The sequence below is a fragment of the Arthrobacter sp. AB6 genome, assembly GCF_031844545.1.
Lineage (GTDB): Bacteria > Actinomycetota > Actinomycetes > Actinomycetales > Micrococcaceae > Arthrobacter.
The window spans coordinates 1-16829 of sequence record NZ_JAUZVL010000015.1; the positions used below are offsets into that span (position 1 = coordinate 1).

Below are 16829 nucleotides of genomic sequence, written 5' to 3' on the forward strand. Positions count from 1 at the left end.
CACTATGCTCTCTCACTTTCCTCAGGCAAGTGAGAGAGCATCGCCGGAGAAGGCGCATCAAGTGAGAGAGCATCGCCGGAGAAGGCGCGTTAAGTGAGAGAGCGTCGCCGGAGAAGGCGCGTTAAGTGAGAGAGCGTCGCCGGAAAAGGCGCATCAAGTGAGAGGGGGTTGTCCGGGGGGCGCGGGTCAGGCGGTTTCGAGGCCCCGGTGGTCCACCGGGCACTCAGCCTGCGGCGCTGCCACTGCCGGCTGCTCCACGGTGATGCCGTAGAGGGCTTCCAAGGCGGCCACGTAGTCGTCCTGCTGGCCGTTGGCGGCAAGTTCGCGGGCCCGCACCGTGGGCACATGGAGAAGCTGCTTGACCATGCGGCGGAGTGCGAACTCCACTTCCTCGGCAGCGGCGGTGCAGCCGTGCCGGGCCCGGACCTTTTCCATCTCGGAGTCCAGGACGCTCATGGTGTGGCGGCGCAGCGCGACAATGGCGGAATCCACGGACCGGGCCTCGCGTTCCTGCTCGAACGCCTTGGCAGCGCCACTGACGATTCCGCTGGCCTGGGCCAGCGACTCGGCCTGCTCCTGGGGTGCGGCGAGGCGCACCGATTCCAGGGTGAGCAGTTCGACGCCGTCAAGCTCGCCGACGCCCGGATCGAAGTCGTGGGTGAGCGCAAGGTCGATGGCGATCAGGGGCTGCGGGGAGTCGGCCCGGACTTCGGCCAGTTCGTCGGCCTCCACCCGGGTGTCGGAACCGCTGCAGCCGATCATGACGTCTGCTGCCGCAACCGCCGGCCGCAGTGAATCGGCGTCCAGTGCCGTACCGCCGCGGGTGGCAACAAATCCTTCGGCGCGGCCGGAGGAGGAGAAAACCGAGATGTCGGTGCAGCCGCGTTCACGAAGGAGCGCCATGGTGGCTCCGGCGTAGGCGCCGGTTCCGAAAACGACAACCTTCTTGCTGGACCAGTCCGGGTTTTCGGAAAGATCAGTGGCCAGGTCCAGTGCGACGGAAACGATCGAGAGGCCCCGTGAACCGAGGGCCGTCTGTGCTCCCACGTCCTTGGCGGTCTTGGACGCCGCCTGGAAAAGCCGGACCAAACCGGAGCTTGCCGTGCCTTCATGCTGTGCGGTGATCAGCGCTCGCCGCACCTGTCCGGCGATCTCCCGCTCTCCAACCACTGCGGAGTCCAGGCCGGCGCTGACGGCAAAGAGGTGCTGGCTGACTTCAGGGCCCGTGCGCGTGCTGAAGGAGCGTGAGACGAGCGGCTCGCTCAGTCCGCTGGTTTCGCTGATCTTGGCCACCAGGGCGGCGCGGGCCGCCTCCACATCATCAGGCCGGGCGGCTTCGCCGTAGATTTCGTAGCGGTTGCAGGTGGCAAGGACTATCGCACCCGTCACTGCCGTCGATCCGGAGAGGGCGGATGTGGCGATCTCCGAAGAACCGTTGCTCAACTGAGCAACGGTCTCAAGATCGATGTCGGCGTGTGTAGCCACCAATGAAAAAAGAACCACAGCAGGTCAATCATAGCTTTTTCGTTACTCGGTAGAACAACTCCCCGGGCTGCCGGACGGGAGCGCGGGCTGTGATTCCTGCCACGGCGCGGCGGCAGGGCCCCCGCATGACACTTTGTCGTTATCTTTTGCAGCTATTTTTGGGCACAATCAAAGGCATGACTTCCAGCCCCGCCACGTCCGCTGCCGGCGCCCTCGCCGCAGACCACCCGCTGGTGGATGGCCGCACCGCAGACTCACCCCTCATCACGGCCTACCGCGGAGGCAAGCCCTCCCGGCGTCCCGTCTGGTTCATGCGACAGGCCGGACGTTCACTGCCGGAGTACCTGAAGGTCCGCGAAGGCGTCGCCATGCTGGACTCCTGCCTGCGCCCCGAACTGGCTTCTGAGATTACCCTCCAGCCCGTCCGCCGCCATGACGTTGATGCCGGCATTTTCTTCTCCGACATCGTCATTCCCCTGAAGCTCGCCGGCGTTGGAGTGGATATCGTTCCGGGCGTGGGACCGGTCCTGGACACCCCGGTCCGCACTGCCGCGGACGTGGCAGCGCTGCCGCAGCTCACCTGGGAATCGCTGGAACCCATCCGTGAAGCCGTCCGCCTCACCGTGGCCGAGCTCGGCCAGACACCGTTGATCGGCTTTGCCGGTGCACCATTTACCCTTGCCGCCTACATGGTGGAGGGAAAGCCGTCCCGCGACCACCTTGGTCCGCGCACCATGATGCACGCTGACCCGGAAACGTGGCACGCCCTTGCCAACTGGGCCGCGGACGCCTCTGGAATGTTCCTGCAGGCACAGCTTGAGGCCGGTGCCTCGGCGGCCCAGCTCTTTGATTCCTGGGCCGGTTCCCTGGGCCTGGCGGATTACACCAAGTACGTGGCACCGGCCTCGGGCCGCGCCCTGGACCATGTCCGGCACCTCGGGGCGCCGCTGATCCACTTCGGCACCGGAACGTCAGAGCTCCTGGTGGCAATGCGGGACGTGGGTGTGGATGTTGTGGGCGTGGACTACCGGCTTCCGCTCGATGAGGCGAACCGCCGGCTGGGCGGCACAGTGCCGCTGCAGGGAAACATCGACCCCGCCCTGCTCCCTGCTCCGTGGGAAATCCTTGAGGCCCACGTCCGCGATGTCATAGCCGCGGGCGCGGCTGCTCCCGGGCACGTGGTCAACCTGGGGCACGGAGTTCCGCCGGAGACGGACCCGGCCGTCCTCACCCGGGTGGTTGAACTCATCCACTCCATCTCCCCGGAGTAGGGCAGTGGGCAGTGCGCCGGCAACCGGGACGGCACTGGTGCTGGGAGGCGGCATCTCAGGACTGCTGTCCGCCCGCGGGCTGGCGTCCGCCGGGTATCAGGTAACGCTCCTTGAAGCCGGAGCTGAATGGGGCGGCTGCGTGGGCAGCCACACCGTTGCCGGCCTGACCCTGGACAGCGGTGCCGAATCCTTCGCGACCCGGTCCGACGCTGTGTCCGGGCTGGCCGCTGAACTGGGCCTGTCCGCCAAAATCGTGCCGCCCCGCCCGGGGGGAGCCTGGGTCCAGCTCCCGGACGGCCCGCGTGAGTTGCCCAAGACAGGCGTGCTGGGAATTCCGGCCAACCCGTGGGATCCCGAAGTCCGGCGTTCGCTGGGGCTCATCGGCACCCTCCGTGCCTCCCTCGATAAATTCCTTCCGGCTTCCGTCGGGACCACAGAGGACGTTGTCAGCGTCTCCGCACTGGTCAAGGCCCGCATGGGCAACCGCGTCCTGGAGCGGCTGGTGGCGCCGGTGGTGGGCGGCGTCCACTCGGCGGACCCCGGGATGCTCGACGTCGACATGGTGGCACCCGGGCTGCGTGAGGGGCTGCGGCGCCACGGATCCCTGGCCGCCGCCGTCTCCGCCCAGCGCCGCATGGGGGCTGGTCCTGCCGCGCAGGGCGACAGGCCGGCACCTGCCGGCCCGGCCAAGGCAGGCTCCGCCGTTGCGGGGCTGGTGGGCGGCATGCACACGCTCATTTCCGCCCTGGTCTCCGACCTCCGCCGCAGGCGAGTCACGCTGCTCCTGGACAATCCGGCCGAGTCAGTGACCCGCACCCCTGAAGGCTGGCGCGTCAGGTCGGCAGGGGCAACGTTCGACGCCGGCCTGCTGGTAGTGGCAGTGGACGGTCCGGCCGCCGTCGGACTGCTTGAAGACGCAGTGCCCGGCCTTGCAGGGAAGCGGCCGCCGGCAGGCCCGGACGTCAAACTTGTCACGCTGGTCCTGGCAAGCCATGATCTGGACCGCCGGCCGCGCGGCACGGGCGTTCTGGTGGCACCGCAGACTCCCGGTATTGAAGCGAAGGCGCTGACGCACGCGACCGGAAAGTGGGACTGGCTGGCTGACGCCGCCGGTCCGGGGCGACACGTGGTCCGGCTCTCGTACGGGCGCGTGGACGGGGCCGGGGAACAGTCCGGTGGCCCTGACACGGACGAAGGACTCCTGGCAGCATCGCTGCGCGATGCCCGTGCCCTGCTGGGCGCCCCCATCACCAGGGAAAACCTGCTGGACTGGGACGTGGTCCGCTGGCGCGGGTCGCTGCCCTTCGCCGCCGTAGGCCATAAAGCGCGGGTAGCCGATATCCGGGCAGCCTGCGCGTCGGCGGGGAACCTGGCCGTGGTGGGGGGCTGGGTGGCCGGCAACGGGCTTGCCGCAGTGGTCTCCGACACGAACGAACAGATCCGGAGCCTGGTCCGCTAGGTGTTGCCACTGGTCAGCGGCGCAGCAGGGCATCATGGCGCCGCCCAGGCGTGGCGGCCGGGTACTTCGCCGGTTTTCTTTTCCGCTTCCGATGTGGCTAGGGTCGATGACTATGGTTTACAACAGGTCCGAACTTTTCACGTCCCGGACCGGTATCCATGGGGGACTCCGGCGCGGCACTGCGGCTGCGGCAGTCGGAGCGGTACTGGTCCTTACAACAGGCGTTCCCGCGTCCCAAGGTGATGAGGGCATTCCGCAGCCCGGCGGCGATGCCGCCGCCGCGGGCCAGGACGCTCCCGGCCGGAACCGGGGCGGGAAGGAAGCGCGGCAGGCAGCCGCCCCGTCGATACTGTCAGTCCCCACGGCGCTTCTTCCGGCGGTCAGTACTTCCCTGGCGCCGGCCGTGACCACGGCTCCCGCCACCGGTTCCGTGGCACTTGCGACACCTTTGCCGTCGATACCCTTCCCGACGCCGTCGGACGTTCCGCTTCTCCCTGCCGCGACGGCTCCGGCGGCAACCGTTCCGGTCCCATCCTCGCCATCGCCGGACCTCCAGGCCCAGCAACTTCCCGGAGCCGCGGCACCTGCCGCCCCCATCCCGGAAACCGCCGCCCAGGGCGCGCCTTCCGGCGCGGTGCCCGTGCCCGTGCCGGCGTCGGAACCCGGCGGACAGCTGAACGGCGCTGGGGCAGGGACGGCCGGCGGAAACCCGTCCGGAATTGAACTGCCGGCCGGCGAAGGCGGGGCCGGCCAGCCCGGGCCCGGAGGGGAACCCGCGGCCGGACCCGAAGCGCCAGTTCCCGCGGCCGCTACGCATGCTGCCGCCGCCGCAGCGCAGGAAGCCGGAGGCCCTGTTCCGCAGGCCGCGGGCGTTCCCCGCAGTGCAGCGCAGAGCGCTGGCGCCATCGTCAGGCCGCAGCCGGAACTGGAAGCCGTGATGATCGGGCTCGGTGTTGGCCTGGTGGGCCTTGCTGCCGCGGCCGGTGCAGCCTACTTCCGGATGCGGAAGCCGTAGCCGGAACCGGCGATGCCGCACGCGGCCCCGGGCGGACTGTGACATTAACCACTTCTACCGCCTGTAGAAGTCGTTGGTTTCGCCTTGGTGGGCAGAAGGAGGCAAACTTGTAACCATGAGCCACACTTCTGCCGAATCTGTCACTAAAACCGAAGAATCAGCCGAGCAGTTTTTCACCCTCTGGACGGTATTCAAGCGCTCCGAACACCTGATCCGCAGCGCCGACGCCGCCGCTGACTTCGAGACCCTCCTGGACCGGCTTGCACAGGCCGGGGTGACCCACCGCGGAAGCTACGACGTCTCCGCCATGCGGGCTGACGCCGACGTCATGGTGTGGCTCCACGGCCCCAAACCGGAAGCCCTGCAGCAGGCCATCCGGGACATCCGCCGCTGCAGCCTGTTCGCCGGCACCGAGATTGTATGGTCCGCCATGGGCGTGCACCGCGAGGCCGAGTTTGCCAAGAACCACACCCCGGCGTTCTCCCGCGGCGTGGCTCCCGCGGAGTGGCTGTGCGTCTACCCGTTCGTCCGGTCCTACGAGTGGTACATCCTGCCCGAGGAAGAGCGGGGCGCCATGCTTCGCGAACACGGCCTCCTGGGCCGGGAGTTCCCCCAGGTCATCTCCAACACCGTTTCTTCGTTCGCCCTGGGCGACTGGGAATGGATCCTGGGACTTGAGGCCCCGGAGCTGGTGGACCTGGTGGACCTGATGCGCCACCTGCGCAACACCGAGGCCCGCAACCACGTCCGTGAGGAAGTCCCGTTCTACACCGGACGCCGGATTTCCCCGGCCGAAGTGGCGGAGGTCCTCGCGTGAACCTGCCAGTTTCCAGCAGCGCCGCCGTCGTCAATCCGGTCACCGAAGCCGGACGGATGGCGCCGAAGAACTACGACGCCGTGCTCCTCGCCTCCTTCGGCGGTCCGGAAGGCCAGGAGGACGTCATCCCGTTCCTCCGCAACGTCACCCGCGGCCGTGGCATCCCGGACGAGCGGCTGGAAGAGGTCTCGCACCACTACCGCGCCAACGGCGGCATCAGTCCCATCAACCAGCAGAACCGCGAGCTCAAGGCTGCCCTGGAGGTGGAACTCGCCGCCCGGGGGATCGACCTGCCCGTCCTGTGGGGCAACCGCAACTGGGCGCCGTACATCGCCCAGGCCCTGCAGGATGCGTACGACGCCGGCCACCGCCGCCTGCTGATGATCACCACGAGTGCCTACTCCTGTTACTCCAGCTGCCGCCAGTACCGCGAGGACATCGGCATGGCCCTGACGGAAACCGGCCTGGACGGCCGGCTGGAAGTGGACAAGGTGCGCCAGTACTTCGATCACCCCGGCTTCGTGGAGCCCTTCATTGAGGGCACCGCTGAAGGCCTCGCCGAGGTCCGCAAAAAGCTCGCCGCGGCCGGCACTCCCGACGCGCCCGTCCAGATCCTGTTCGCCACCCACTCCATTCCCACCCGGGACGCGGAAGCGGCAGGCCGGTCCGAAGGAGAACCCCGCGAGTTCGAGGAAGGCTCAGCCTACGTGGCCCAGCACCTTGCCACCGCGGCTGCAGTCGTCCGGCGTGTGGAAGAGGAATCGGGCCTGGCCGCCCCCTGGTCCCTGGTGTACCAGTCACGATCCGGCGCCCCGCACGTGCCATGGCTTGAGCCTGACATCAACGACGCCATCGAGGAACTGGCCGGCCAGGGCGTCAAGGGCATCGTCATCGTGCCGCTGGGGTTCGTCAGCGACCACATGGAAGTTGTCTGGGACCTTGACACCGAAGCCCTGGAAACCTGCGCCAACCTTGGACTTGCCGCCACCCGCGTCCCCACGCCGGGCACGCACCGCAAATTCGTCAGCGGCCTGGTGGACCTGGTCTCCGAACGCACCGTGGCGAACAACATCAGCGACCGTCCGGCCGTAACGGAGCTGGGCCCCTGGTACGACGTCTGCCGGCCGGGCTGCTGCGCGAACTTCCGTGGCGAGAAGCCCACGATCGCCGGAGCAGACACCACCGTTGGCACGGGGCACGACCCCTATCCCGGCGAAGCCGGGGCGGGGCAGCCGGCCTCTTCCGGGGGAGCGCCGCAGCAGTGACGGTCCGCATCGGCACCCGTGCCAGCAAGCTGGCGCTCACCCAGACGCAGCAGACGGCGGACCAGCTTGCCGCCGTCGGAGGCTTTCCGGTGGAACTCGTCCACATCAGGACCGACGGCGACGTCCTCACCGGCTCGCTCTCGCAGATGGGAGGCACCGGCGTCTTCGTTGCCGCCCTGCGTGATGCGCTCCTGCGGAACGAATGCGACGTCGCGATCCACTCGCTCAAGGACCTGCCCACCGGAGCGGCAGTGGGGCTCAGCCTCGCGGCCACCCCGCGGCGCGTCGATGTCCGCGACGTCCTGTGTGCCCGCGACGGGCTGAAACTGGCCGACCTCCCCGCCGGCGCCAGGGTGGGTACCGGTTCGCCGCGGCGCGCAGCCCAGCTCCGCACCGCCCGCCCGGACCTGGAGATCGTGGACATCCGCGGCAACGTGGACACCCGCCTGGGGCGGGTTTCCGGGTTGCCGGGCAACACCGTCGGCGACGTGGTTCCGGGCAAGTCCTGCGACCTGGACGCCGTGGTTCTCGCAGCCGCAGGCCTGGAACGCATCAGCCGCCTGGATACGGTCAGCGAGTTCCTCGAAACGGACGTCATGCTGCCCGCTGCGGGCCAGGGCTCGCTCGCCATCGAGTGCCGCACTGCGGACGCTCCGCCGAGGCCCGGCTCCACGGAAGGTTCGAAGGAAGTCCTGGCGCAGGCGCTGGCCGCGCTGGATGATCCGGATACCAGGCTGGCCGTCACTGCTGAACGGGCCCTGCTCGCACGGCTCGAGGCCGGATGCGCGGCGCCCGTCGGCGCCTACGCCTACCGCAGGGGCAGCCTGCTCCACCTGGAGGCAGTGGTGTGTGCCGTGGACGGCACCGCCTCCGTCCGGGACAAGCGCGCCACCGACGGACTGACAGAGGTGGGTGCCACACTGCTCGGCATCGAACTCGCCGAGGCACTCCTGGCCGCCGGCGCCGCTGACATAGCGGACCTCCAGGCTTCCTGATCCCGGCCATGCCCAAGGCACCGTTGGCGGGGGCGCGGGTACTCATCACCCGCAGCCCGGAGCGCTCGCTGCCCCTCGTGGAGGCGCTGCGGAAGGCTGGAGCCGACGCATTGCTGCTGCCCTTGATCGACTTCGAACGGGCTCCGGACCAGCATTCCCTTGACGTTGCCTGCGATGCCCTGGCCGCCGGGGCCTTCGACTGGCTTGTAGTCAGCAGCGCCACCACGGTCCATGTGCTCGCTGCCAAGGCCGCCGAACGCGGCCTGGCGCTGGCCCGCTGGATCCCGGCTGCCACCCGCATCGCAGCCGTGGGCGCTGCGACCCGCAGGCTCCTGGAGGCTCATGGCGTTGCTGTGGCCCTGGCACCGGAGGAGGATCAGTCCGCCGCCGGCCTGCTGTCCGTGTGGCCGGACGGGGGCGGCAAGGTCCTGCTGCCGCAGGCGGACATCGCGTCGCCGCGCCTGGCGGAGGGACTTTCAGGGGCCGGCGGCAGCGTCACCGCCGTCACGGCCTACCGCACGGTGGACTACCCGGCGGCAGCGGAGCGCAGGCTCGCCATCCCGGCGGAGGGCGGGGCAGGGGAGGGGCAGCCGCCGTCGTACGCCTTGTTGACCCCTGCAACCGCCGCCGCCGAACTCGCCGCGGGACGCATCGACGCCGTGATCGCCGCTTCGCCCAGCGCCGCGCGGCGCTTCCATGAGCTGTTTCCCCTGGGCCGCTGCCGTTTCGTGGCGATCGGACGGCCGACGGCGGACCAGGCTTCCGCGCTTGGCTTGCCGGTGGCTGCCACGGCGGCCCGGCCTACGCCGGCCGGGCTTGTTGCTGCCGTGGCGGCAGCCCTCCAGCCGGAACAAGACGCAGGCGGGAAGCCGCCCTGACCCGGGGATGCCCACCACGGACACCCACTACCGCTTGAACCAAAGCCAAAGGACAGGATCATGACTTTTCCCAGCGACCGCCCCCGCCGCCTCCGCACCACGCCGGCCATGCGTCGGCTTACCGCCGAAACCCGCCTGGCCCCCGCCGAGTTGATTCTTCCGGCCTTCATCCGGGAAGGCCTGGCCGAACCCAACCCGATCACCTCCATGCCCGGGGTTGTCCAGCACACCACCGACACCCTGAAGCGCGCCGCGGCGGAGGCCGTGGAGTTGGGGCTCGGCGGAATCATGCTGTTCGGCATCCCGGAAACCCGCGACGCCGAGGGAACGGCATCGCTTGACCCGGACGGGGTGCTGAACAAGGCCATCCGGGACGTGCGTGCCGAGGTCGGGGACAGCCTGGTGGTCATGAGCGATGTGTGCCTGGACGAGTTCACGGACCACGGGCACTGCGGAGTGCTCGACGCCGACGGCTACGTGGACAACGACCGCACGGTTGGGATCTATGCACGGATGGCCGTGGCCCAGGCAGACGCCGGCGCCCACATGCTGGGGCCCTCCGGAATGATGGACGGCCAGGTTGCCGCGATCCGGTCCGCCCTTGACCAGGCCGGGCACACCAACACCTCCGTCATCGCCTACGCAGCCAAGTACGCGTCGGCGTTCTACGGCCCGTTCCGCGAAGCCGTTGATTCCCAGCTGAAGGGTGACAGGCGGACCTACCAGATGGACGCCGGCAACCGCACCGAGGCCCTGCGCGAAGTGGAACTGGACCTCGCCGAGGGTGCCGACGTCGTCATGGTCAAGCCCGCCATGAGCTACCTGGACATCGTCGCAGACGTCGCCGCCATGAGTCCGGTGCCGGTGGCCGCCTACCAGATCTCCGGAGAGTACGCGATGATCGAGGCCGCGGCCGCCAACGGCTGGATCGACCGGCGCGCCGCCATCACCGAATCGGTACTGGGCATCCGCCGCGCCGGCGCCCACATGGTCCTGACCTACTGGGCCGCCGAACTGGCCGGCTGGCTGAAGGAGTCCTGATGGCTGGCTCCGCGACGCCCCGGTCCGTCTCTGTTCCGGAGAGTCCCACCGCCCCAGTGGCACCGGACCGGATACTCCTGGGCCTGAACACGTTCGGCGACGTCGGTGAGAATGCGGACGGAAGCCCTCAGCCGCATGCCCGGGTGCTGCGCCAACTGCTTGAAGAGGCCCAGATGGCGGATGCTGTAGGACTCCATGCCTTTGGCGTGGGCGAGCACCACCGCAAGGACTATGCGGTTTCCGCGCCGGAAGTCTTCCTCGCCGCCGCTGCCGCCCGGACCACCCGGATCCGGCTGGGCTCAGCCGTCACGGTCCTGAGCTCCGATGACCCCATCCGCGTGTTCCAGCGTTTCTCCACCGTGGATGCCCTTTCCAACGGCCGCGCTGAAGTCATGCTGGGCCGCGGCTCCTTCATCGAGTCGTTCCCGCTGTTCGGATTGGACCTCGCTGACTACGAGCTCCTGTTCGAGGAAAAACTCGAGCTCTTTGACAAGGTGCGGGCACAGAAACCAGTGCACTGGGAGGGCCGTACCAGGCCGCCCGTGGCCGGGCTGAGCGTGTACCCGCCGCTCGAGCGGCACCTGCTGCCCACCTGGATCGGCGTCGGAGGCACCCCCGAGTCCGTGCTGAGGTGCGCCCAATACGGCTATCCCATCATCTTCGCGATCATCGGCGGGCAGCCGCGTGGCTTCCGGCCGCTGGTGGACCTGTACCGCGAGGCCATGGCCAAGTACGGCCACCCGATGCAGCAGGTTGCCACGCATTCTCCCGGACACGTGGCGGAGACCGACGAGCAGGCCAGGGAGGAACTCTTCCCGCACTGGCTGAAGCTGCGGAACAAGCTCGGCGCTGAACGGGGCTGGGGGCCTGCCGGACGGGGCGAGTTTGAGGCGCTGTGCGCTCCGGAAGGGGCGTTGTATGTCGGCTCCCCGGAAACGGTGGCGCGCAAGATCGTGCTGCTCAAGCAGAACCTGGGCGTGGACCGCTTCGACCTTAAATACAGCAACGGGCCGCTGCCGCACTCCGCCATGATGCGCTCCATCGAGCTGCTGGGCACGGCCGTGGCGCCGCGCGTGGCTGAACTGCTCGGCACCTGACGCACCCGGCGCCGGCCAACTGAGAGAATAGGAACCATGACTGCCAGCAACCCTCGCAACGAGGAACTCTTCGACCGCGCCCGCCAGCTGATGCCGGGCGGGGTCAACTCACCGGTCCGCGCCTTCGGGTCCGTGGGCGGTACCCCGCGCTTCATGGTCTCCGCCAAGGGACCGTACCTCACGGACGCCGACGGCAAGGAATACGTAGACCTGGTCTGCTCCTGGGGTCCGGCGCTGCTGGGCCACGCCCACCCTGCTGTGCTGGAGGCCGTCCACGCCGCCGTGGACCGCGGCCTGTCCTTCGGAGCGTCCACCCCGGACGAGGCCAACCTGGCGGAAATCGTGAAGGACCGCGTTCCCGCCGTCGAACGCCTCCGGATGGTGTCCACCGGCACCGAAGCCACCATGACCGCCGTGCGCCTGGCCCGCGGCTTCACCGGACGCAACCTCATCATCAAGTTTGCCGGCTGCTACCACGGCCACCTGGACGGGCTCCTCGCAGCCGCCGGGTCCGGGGTCGCCACCCTCGCCCTGCCGGGTTCCGCCGGCGTCACCGAGGCCACGGCTGCCGAAACGCTGGTGCTGCCGTACAACGACCTCGCCGCCGTCAAGGAAGCCTTCGCCGCCCACGGGCCCAACATCGCCGCTGTCATCACGGAGGCAGCGCCGGCGAACATGGGCGTGGTGACACCCGAGGAAGGCTTTAACCTTGGCCTGTCCCGCATCACCCGTGAGCACGGGGCACTGCTCATCGTGGATGAGGTGCTCACGGGTTTCCGTACCGGCTACTCAGGCTATTGGGGGCTTACCGGCGGAGCGCCGGACGCCGCCGAGCCGTGGACGCCGGACCTGCTCACCTTCGGCAAGGTCATCGGCGGAGGAATGCCGACGGCGGCCCTCGGCGGTCGTGCCGACGTCATGGACTACCTCGCGCCCACCGGCCCGGTGTACCAGGCAGGAACACTGTCCGGAAACCCGGTAGCGATGGCGGCCGGCGTGGCCACGCTGACGCATGCCACCCGCGATGTCTACTCCTTCATTGACGTCCGCTCGCTGGAACTCTCCTCTGCCCTGTCAGGTGCCCTGGACGCCGCCGGGGTGGACCACTCGATCCAGTTTGCCGGCAACCTCTTCTCGGTGGCCTTCGGCACCTCAGCCAATGGCGTCCACAACTATGCTGACGCCCAGGCGCAGGAGAGCTTCCGCTACGCGCCGTTCTTCCACTCGATGCTGGATTCCGGGGTGTATTTGCCGCCGTCGGTCTTTGAGGCGTGGTTCCTGTCCGCCGCGCACGACGACGCCGCCATGAACCGGATCTATGATGCACTGCCGGCCGCAGCCAGGGCGGCGGCTGCGGCCCGGGGCTAAAAATACCCGGGCATCCATGCCGTACACAAAGAAATCCCCGGCTGCGGGCTGCAGCCGGGGATTTCTTATGTGCTTCGGGAACTACAGGACGTCCGAGAGGAAGCCCTTGAGGCGGTCCGTTGCCGGTGCGGTGAAGATCTGCTCCGGCGGCCCGGATTCCACAACCACTCCGGCATCCATGAAGGTCACGGTGTCGGACACGTTGCGCGAGAAGCCCATTTCGTGGGTGACCACCACCATGGTCATGCCGCCCTTCGCAAGGTCGGTCATCAGTGCCAGGACTCCCTTGACGAGTTCGGGGTCCAGCGCGGACGTGGCCTCGTCAAAGAACATCACCTCGGGCTTCATGGCAAGTGCCCGGGCGATCGCAACGCGCTGCTGCTGCCCCCCGGAAAGGTTTGCCGGGCGGGCATCGGCCTTGTGCCTCAGGCCCACCAGGTCCAACTGCTCCAGGGCCTCGGCGCGTGCCTGCTCCTTGGAGAGCTTGCGAAGCTTCCGCAGGGCCAGGGACACGTTGTCCACCACGGTCTTGTGCGGGAACAGGTTGAACTGCTGGAACACCATGCCGATCCGCTGCCGGAGCTCGTCCGGGTTGTCCTTCAGGACCGAACGGCCATCCAGGAGGATGTCTCCCTGGTCCGGCTCGATCAGCCGGTTCATGACCCGCAGGAGGGTGGACTTGCCAGACCCCGAGGGGCCGATCACCGAGGCGGTGGTGCCCTTCTCCACGTGCAGGTCGATGCCGCGGAGCACATGGTTGTGGCCGAAGGAGAGATGCAGGTTCTTGCCGGTCAGGGTTCCGGACGCGAATTCCGTCATGCCTGTGCTCCCTTGCCGATAGGTGCTGCCAGCTCGTCCGGTTCCTTCTTTTCCGGCTTGCCGGTACGCAGCCGGTGGTCGATGAAGTTCACGAAGTGGGTGAGCGGGACGGTCAGGATCAGGTACAGAACACCGGCGGCCACCAGCGGAGACAGGTTTCCGGTGTTGGCCATCGCGTCGTTACCGATCCGGAAAATCTCCCGGTCCGAGGCGGCGAGCCCGAGCATAAACACCAGCGAGGAATCCTTCAGCAGCGAGATGAATTGGTTCACCAGGGCGGGAAGGACCCGCCGGATTCCCTGTGGCACCACCACGAGGCGCATGGAACTGCCGTAGCTGAACCCGAGCGCCCGGGAGGCCTCCAGCTGGCCCTTCTCCACACTCTGGATGCCCGAGCGGAAGATCTCACCGATGTAGGCGGCCGCGATCAGAGTCAACGCCAGGATGCCCAGGGGGTACGGGTTCCTGGACCCGGTGATTTCCCGGGCGATGGGGCTGAGGCCAATGCCGATGACCAGGATCACCAGGATGGCGGGAAGGCCACGGAAGATATCGGTGTAGATGCGCGCCACCCACCGGGCGCCCGCGTTGCGGGAAATCCCCATCATGGCGAGCCCCAGCCCCAGCAGGGAGCCGAGGATTCCCGAAGCGACGGCCAATATCAGGGTGTTGGGGAGGCCCACCATGAACAGGGCGGGAATGACTTTGGCCATTTCCTCCCAGTTGAAGAAGGTGTCAGCCAGCTGGTCCAAGAGATCCATGAACGTCCCGGCTCAATCAGCTCTGGGGAACCGTGGCGGCCTTGCTGCCCGGCTTCCAGTCACTCGGCATTTCGCGGTCCGGGTACCATTCCTTGGTCAGCTTGGTCCAGGTCCCGTCCGCGATGACAGCGTCAAGGCCGGAGTTCAGTGCGTCGATCAGCGGCTGGTTGTCCTTGGCCACCGCGTAGGCAGTGAAGTTCTGCGTATTGACGACGGATTCGACGATGGCGGTGCCGTCGCCTTCCTTCACCTGGCCGCTGGCCTGCTGCGACGGAGCCACCCAGGCGTCCACCTGGCCGTTGCGCACGTTGGCGTAAACCGTGGCGTAATCCGGGAAGCGGATGGGTTCCATCTTCAGGGTGTTGGTCACGTAGTCGTCCTGGACGGTGCCCTGCACGACGCCGATGCGGAGATCGCCCTTCAGGTCGGCAAAGCCCTTGATGCCGCTGTCGGTCTTGGCAACCACGGCCATGAAGCCGAAGTCGTAGCCGTTGGTGAAGCCGACGTTCTGGCGGCGCGCGTCCGTGGTGGAGATGGAGGAGGATCCGACGTCGAACTGCTTGGTGGAAACCTGGGAAAGCAGGGCGGAGAAGTCCGTGGCAACGAACTCGACCTCAAGGCCGAGCTTGCCGGCGATGGCCCGCAGCAGCTCGTTGTCGTAGCCGGTGAACTTGCCCGAGGGGTCAATGAAGATGTTCGGCGGGGCGTCCGACAGGGTGCCCACCTCAAGCTTGCCTTCGGTGTTCAGGCCAAGCTTGGTCTTGTCGATCTGGTCAATCGGGGTGACGTCAGCGGTGGTGTACTTGTCCAGCGTCTGCTGGTCGCTGCCGGCGAGGGCATCCGTGGGCGTGCCGCTCGGCTGGGCTGATCCTGAGCCGCACGCTGCCAGGGAAACCGCGAGGGCGATTGCCACGGGAGCGGTTGTCAGCCACTTCATCGCTTTGATTTTCATCAGTCTGTCGCTTTCATTGAGTCATAAGTCAACCGGGCCGCAAGGCTGCGCTGGTGGCGCCTGGCACCTGCCCGATGCTGTTCAAGCACTGCAAGGCAGGGGTGACCGCAAAACTTTATTGTCTCACTTCAGCGTTTCGTGGCGGTTGGGCGAACAAATGCTCGGACTTGGCCACAGATGATCGAAGGAAATTCCGTGTGGGCGGTAATGGTCCTTGTGCTGGAGCCTTGAGTGCCCGTGCAGGCGAATCCTTAGTGCGTCATCAGCCCAGCCGTGATACACAGCGCGACTGTGAAATAGCTCTCGTCCCGGCCGTGCCGGAGACGTTCCCGTCAGAAACCAGCCGTACTGGCATCCTGCGGTGGAAGCACGGGCCAGTCACCTTCAATGACGGCAGCAGGCTTCGTCTTACGGAGGTAGTCCTGGAAATCGGCTGCCTGGCTCACTGCCCAGTCAACCTGCAGCTGGTGCAGTTGGCTGGCCGGCATGCTGAGTTTAGGAAACTTGCCGGCCATGGCGTCCAGCACCCTCAAGGTGGCCAGTGCATCAGCGGCCGACGTGTGAGCGTTGTCCAGGACCACGCCGTACTCCTCGCACAACGCCGTGAGGGTCCGCTTGCCCTTACGGAAGCGGTCCACCTGCTTGTTCATGATGTATGGGTCCAGGACCGGGAAACGGGTCAGCTGGGGGACCCCGTACCGGGCCGACTCGGCCGCCAGCACCGTGAAGTCATAGCTGGCATTGAAGGCGATGACGGGAGTCCCGTCGTCGAACAGTCCCTGCAGCACGGCGGCAACCTCCCGGGTCACCTCGTGGGCAGGCCTGCCATCACGGCGTGCCTGTTCAGTGGTGATGCCGTGCACCTCACTGGCCTCGGTGGGTATTTCCACTCCCGGATCTGCCAGCCACTCGTATTCCTGGACGACGTCGCCCTTGTGGTCCACCACCGTCACCGAGGCCGTGACGATACGTGCGGCCCGGGAGTTGCGCCCTGTGGTTTCGAGGTCGAAGGCGGCGCGGGGGAGGGTGTTCCAGGTGCTCATGCTTCAACGCTAAAGGCCACCACCGACAATTCCGTGGAACGCCACTGCGGCTAGATTGGATCAATGCGGATTGAGTATGTGGAGGCGGTGCTTGCCGTTGTGGAGCTGGTTCCCGCCGGATCCGCGGTGGCCTATGGCGATGTCGCCGAGCTGCTGGGTTCAGGCGGGCCCAGGCAGGTCGGCGCGGTCATGAGCAGCTACGGAAGCGGAGTCCCCTGGTGGCGGGTCCTCAAGGCGAGCGGCCACGCACCGGACGGTCACGAAGCTGATGCCCTCCGCCGCTACCTTGCTGAAGGCACACCCCTGCTGGGGGCGTACCTTGAGTTCCAGCGGACCGGCGAGGGGCGCTGGCGGGTGGATCTTCCGGCCGCGCGCTGGGTGCCGAGCGAGGCCCAGTTCGACAGGATTGACGCGGTCGCCGGGGTGTTGGTGCGGCGGCTGCACAGAATGTCGGTGGCCGATGATGGAATGTCCCTGTGACAGTCACCATGCCCCTCACCGGCCCGCTCGACGAAGCCCCGGACGGCTCCACGGACGGCCATGTCCGTCAGTTTGGTGAACCC

16 protein-coding genes are annotated in these 16829 nt (G+C 67.6%); 11 read left to right on the forward strand and 5 right to left on the reverse strand.

Going from position 1 to position 16829, the window contains the following annotated elements; translation table 11 throughout:
- Positions 1 to 186 precede the first annotated feature (186 nt).
- On the reverse strand, positions 187 to 1503 hold the full coding sequence (locus tag Q9R30_RS12590) for a glutamyl-tRNA reductase (RefSeq protein ID WP_104998496.1): 1317 nt from the start codon (positions 1501 to 1503) through the stop codon (positions 187 to 189).
- Positions 1504 to 1661: 158 nt separating this feature from the next.
- Here Q9R30_RS12590 and hemE point away from each other — a divergent pair, with 158 nt between their 5' ends.
- From hemE to hemL, 10 genes are all read left to right on the forward strand, one after another.
- Positions 1662 to 2756 (forward strand): uroporphyrinogen decarboxylase, encoded by a 1095-nt coding sequence (gene hemE, locus Q9R30_RS12595; protein ID WP_104999791.1) that lies wholly within the window; start codon positions 1662 to 1664, stop codon positions 2754 to 2756.
- A 4-nt stretch (positions 2757 to 2760) separates the two neighbouring features.
- Entirely contained in the window at positions 2761 to 4215 is a 1455-nt protein-coding gene (hemG, locus tag Q9R30_RS12600; RefSeq protein ID WP_104998495.1) for a protoporphyrinogen oxidase, read from the forward strand.
- Positions 4216 to 4321: 106 nt separating this feature from the next.
- The gene (locus Q9R30_RS12605) at positions 4322 to 5230 is read left to right on the forward strand and encodes a hypothetical protein (protein WP_311217767.1); all 909 of its coding nucleotides are present in this window, start codon (positions 4322 to 4324) and stop codon (positions 5228 to 5230) included.
- 115 nt (positions 5231 to 5345) lie between these two features.
- Positions 5346 to 6047: a hydrogen peroxide-dependent heme synthase gene (gene hemQ, locus Q9R30_RS12610; protein WP_104998493.1), complete on the forward strand. Its 702-nt coding sequence runs from the start codon at positions 5346 to 5348 to the stop codon at positions 6045 to 6047.
- 56 nt (positions 6048 to 6103) lie between these two features.
- On the forward strand, positions 6104 to 7312 hold the full coding sequence (locus Q9R30_RS12615) for a ferrochelatase (protein WP_311217804.1): 1209 nt from the start codon (positions 6104 to 6106) through the stop codon (positions 7310 to 7312).
- Positions 7309 to 8307 (forward strand): hydroxymethylbilane synthase, encoded by a 999-nt coding sequence (hemC, locus tag Q9R30_RS12620; RefSeq protein ID WP_311217768.1) that lies wholly within the window; start codon positions 7309 to 7311, stop codon positions 8305 to 8307. Before Q9R30_RS12615 ends, hemC begins: the two co-directional genes overlap by 4 nt.
- Before the next feature lie 8 nt (positions 8308 to 8315).
- A complete protein-coding gene (locus tag Q9R30_RS12625) occupies positions 8316 to 9185 on the forward strand; it encodes a uroporphyrinogen-III synthase (RefSeq protein WP_311217769.1) in 870 nt (289 codons plus the stop codon).
- Positions 9186 to 9245: 60 nt separating this feature from the next.
- Positions 9246 to 10226, forward strand: a complete 981-nt coding sequence (gene hemB / locus Q9R30_RS12630) for a porphobilinogen synthase (RefSeq protein WP_104998489.1) — start codon at positions 9246 to 9248, stop codon at positions 10224 to 10226.
- A complete protein-coding gene (locus Q9R30_RS12635) occupies positions 10226 to 11323 on the forward strand; it encodes an LLM class flavin-dependent oxidoreductase (RefSeq protein WP_311217770.1) in 1098 nt (365 codons plus the stop codon). The genes hemB and Q9R30_RS12635 overlap by 1 nt, the downstream gene beginning before the upstream one ends.
- A 36-nt stretch (positions 11324 to 11359) precedes the next feature.
- Positions 11360 to 12691, forward strand: coding sequence for a glutamate-1-semialdehyde 2,1-aminomutase (hemL, locus tag Q9R30_RS12640; RefSeq protein ID WP_311217771.1), 1332 nt, complete (start codon positions 11360 to 11362; stop codon positions 12689 to 12691).
- A gap of 81 nt (positions 12692 to 12772) precedes the next feature.
- Here hemL and Q9R30_RS12645 read toward each other — a convergent pair whose 3' ends face one another.
- From Q9R30_RS12645 to Q9R30_RS12660, 4 genes are all read right to left on the reverse strand, one after another.
- Entirely contained in the window at positions 12773 to 13510 is a 738-nt protein-coding gene (locus Q9R30_RS12645) for an amino acid ABC transporter ATP-binding protein (protein WP_104998486.1), read from the reverse strand.
- Complete coding sequence (locus tag Q9R30_RS12650) at positions 13507 to 14271, reverse strand: amino acid ABC transporter permease (RefSeq protein ID WP_104998485.1); 765 nt, start codon at positions 14269 to 14271, stop codon at positions 13507 to 13509. Before Q9R30_RS12650 ends, Q9R30_RS12645 begins: the two co-directional genes overlap by 4 nt.
- Positions 14272 to 14287: 16 nt before the next feature.
- Positions 14288 to 15223 (reverse strand): ABC transporter substrate-binding protein, encoded by a 936-nt coding sequence (locus Q9R30_RS12655; RefSeq protein ID WP_104998484.1) that lies wholly within the window; start codon positions 15221 to 15223, stop codon positions 14288 to 14290.
- Positions 15224 to 15555: 332 nt separating this feature from the next.
- Positions 15556 to 16266, reverse strand: a complete 711-nt coding sequence (locus tag Q9R30_RS12660; RefSeq protein ID WP_311217772.1) for a 3'-5' exonuclease — start codon at positions 16264 to 16266, stop codon at positions 15556 to 15558.
- A gap of 63 nt (positions 16267 to 16329) precedes the next feature.
- Between Q9R30_RS12660 and Q9R30_RS12665 the strand changes: the two genes are divergently transcribed.
- Positions 16330 to 16746, forward strand: coding sequence for an MGMT family protein (locus Q9R30_RS12665; protein WP_104998482.1), 417 nt, complete (start codon positions 16330 to 16332; stop codon positions 16744 to 16746).
- The last annotated feature ends 83 nt before the right edge of the window (positions 16747 to 16829 follow it).

Bases quoted from the DNA above. Each gene is read 5' to 3' on its own strand.
- Q9R30_RS12665 (WP_104998482.1), top strand. From the start codon at position 16,330: ATGCGGATTGAGTATGTGGAGGCGGTGCTTGCCGTTGTGGAGCTGGTT.
- hemE (WP_104999791.1), top strand. From the start codon at position 1,662: ATGACTTCCAGCCCCGCCACGTCCGCTGCCGGCGCCCTCGCCGCAGAC.
- Q9R30_RS12645 (WP_104998486.1), bottom strand. From the start codon at position 13,510: ATGACGGAATTCGCGTCCGGAACCCTGACCGGCAAGAACCTGCATCTC.
- Q9R30_RS12660 (WP_311217772.1), bottom strand. From the start codon at position 16,266: ATGAGCACCTGGAACACCCTCCCCCGCGCCGCCTTCGACCTCGAAACC.
- Q9R30_RS12655 (WP_104998484.1), bottom strand. From the start codon at position 15,223: ATGAAAATCAAAGCGATGAAGTGGCTGACAACCGCTCCCGTGGCAATC.
- Q9R30_RS12605 (WP_311217767.1), top strand. From the start codon at position 4,322: ATGACTATGGTTTACAACAGGTCCGAACTTTTCACGTCCCGGACCGGT.
- Q9R30_RS12615 (WP_311217804.1), top strand. From the start codon at position 6,104: ATGGCGCCGAAGAACTACGACGCCGTGCTCCTCGCCTCCTTCGGCGGT.
- Q9R30_RS12650 (WP_104998485.1), bottom strand. From the start codon at position 14,271: ATGGATCTCTTGGACCAGCTGGCTGACACCTTCTTCAACTGGGAGGAA.
- hemB (WP_104998489.1), top strand. From the start codon at position 9,246: ATGACTTTTCCCAGCGACCGCCCCCGCCGCCTCCGCACCACGCCGGCC.
- Q9R30_RS12635 (WP_311217770.1), top strand. From the start codon at position 10,226: ATGGCTGGCTCCGCGACGCCCCGGTCCGTCTCTGTTCCGGAGAGTCCC.
- Q9R30_RS12625 (WP_311217769.1), top strand. From the start codon at position 8,316: ATGCCCAAGGCACCGTTGGCGGGGGCGCGGGTACTCATCACCCGCAGC.
- hemL (WP_311217771.1), top strand. From the start codon at position 11,360: ATGACTGCCAGCAACCCTCGCAACGAGGAACTCTTCGACCGCGCCCGC.
- hemQ (WP_104998493.1), top strand. From the start codon at position 5,346: ATGAGCCACACTTCTGCCGAATCTGTCACTAAAACCGAAGAATCAGCC.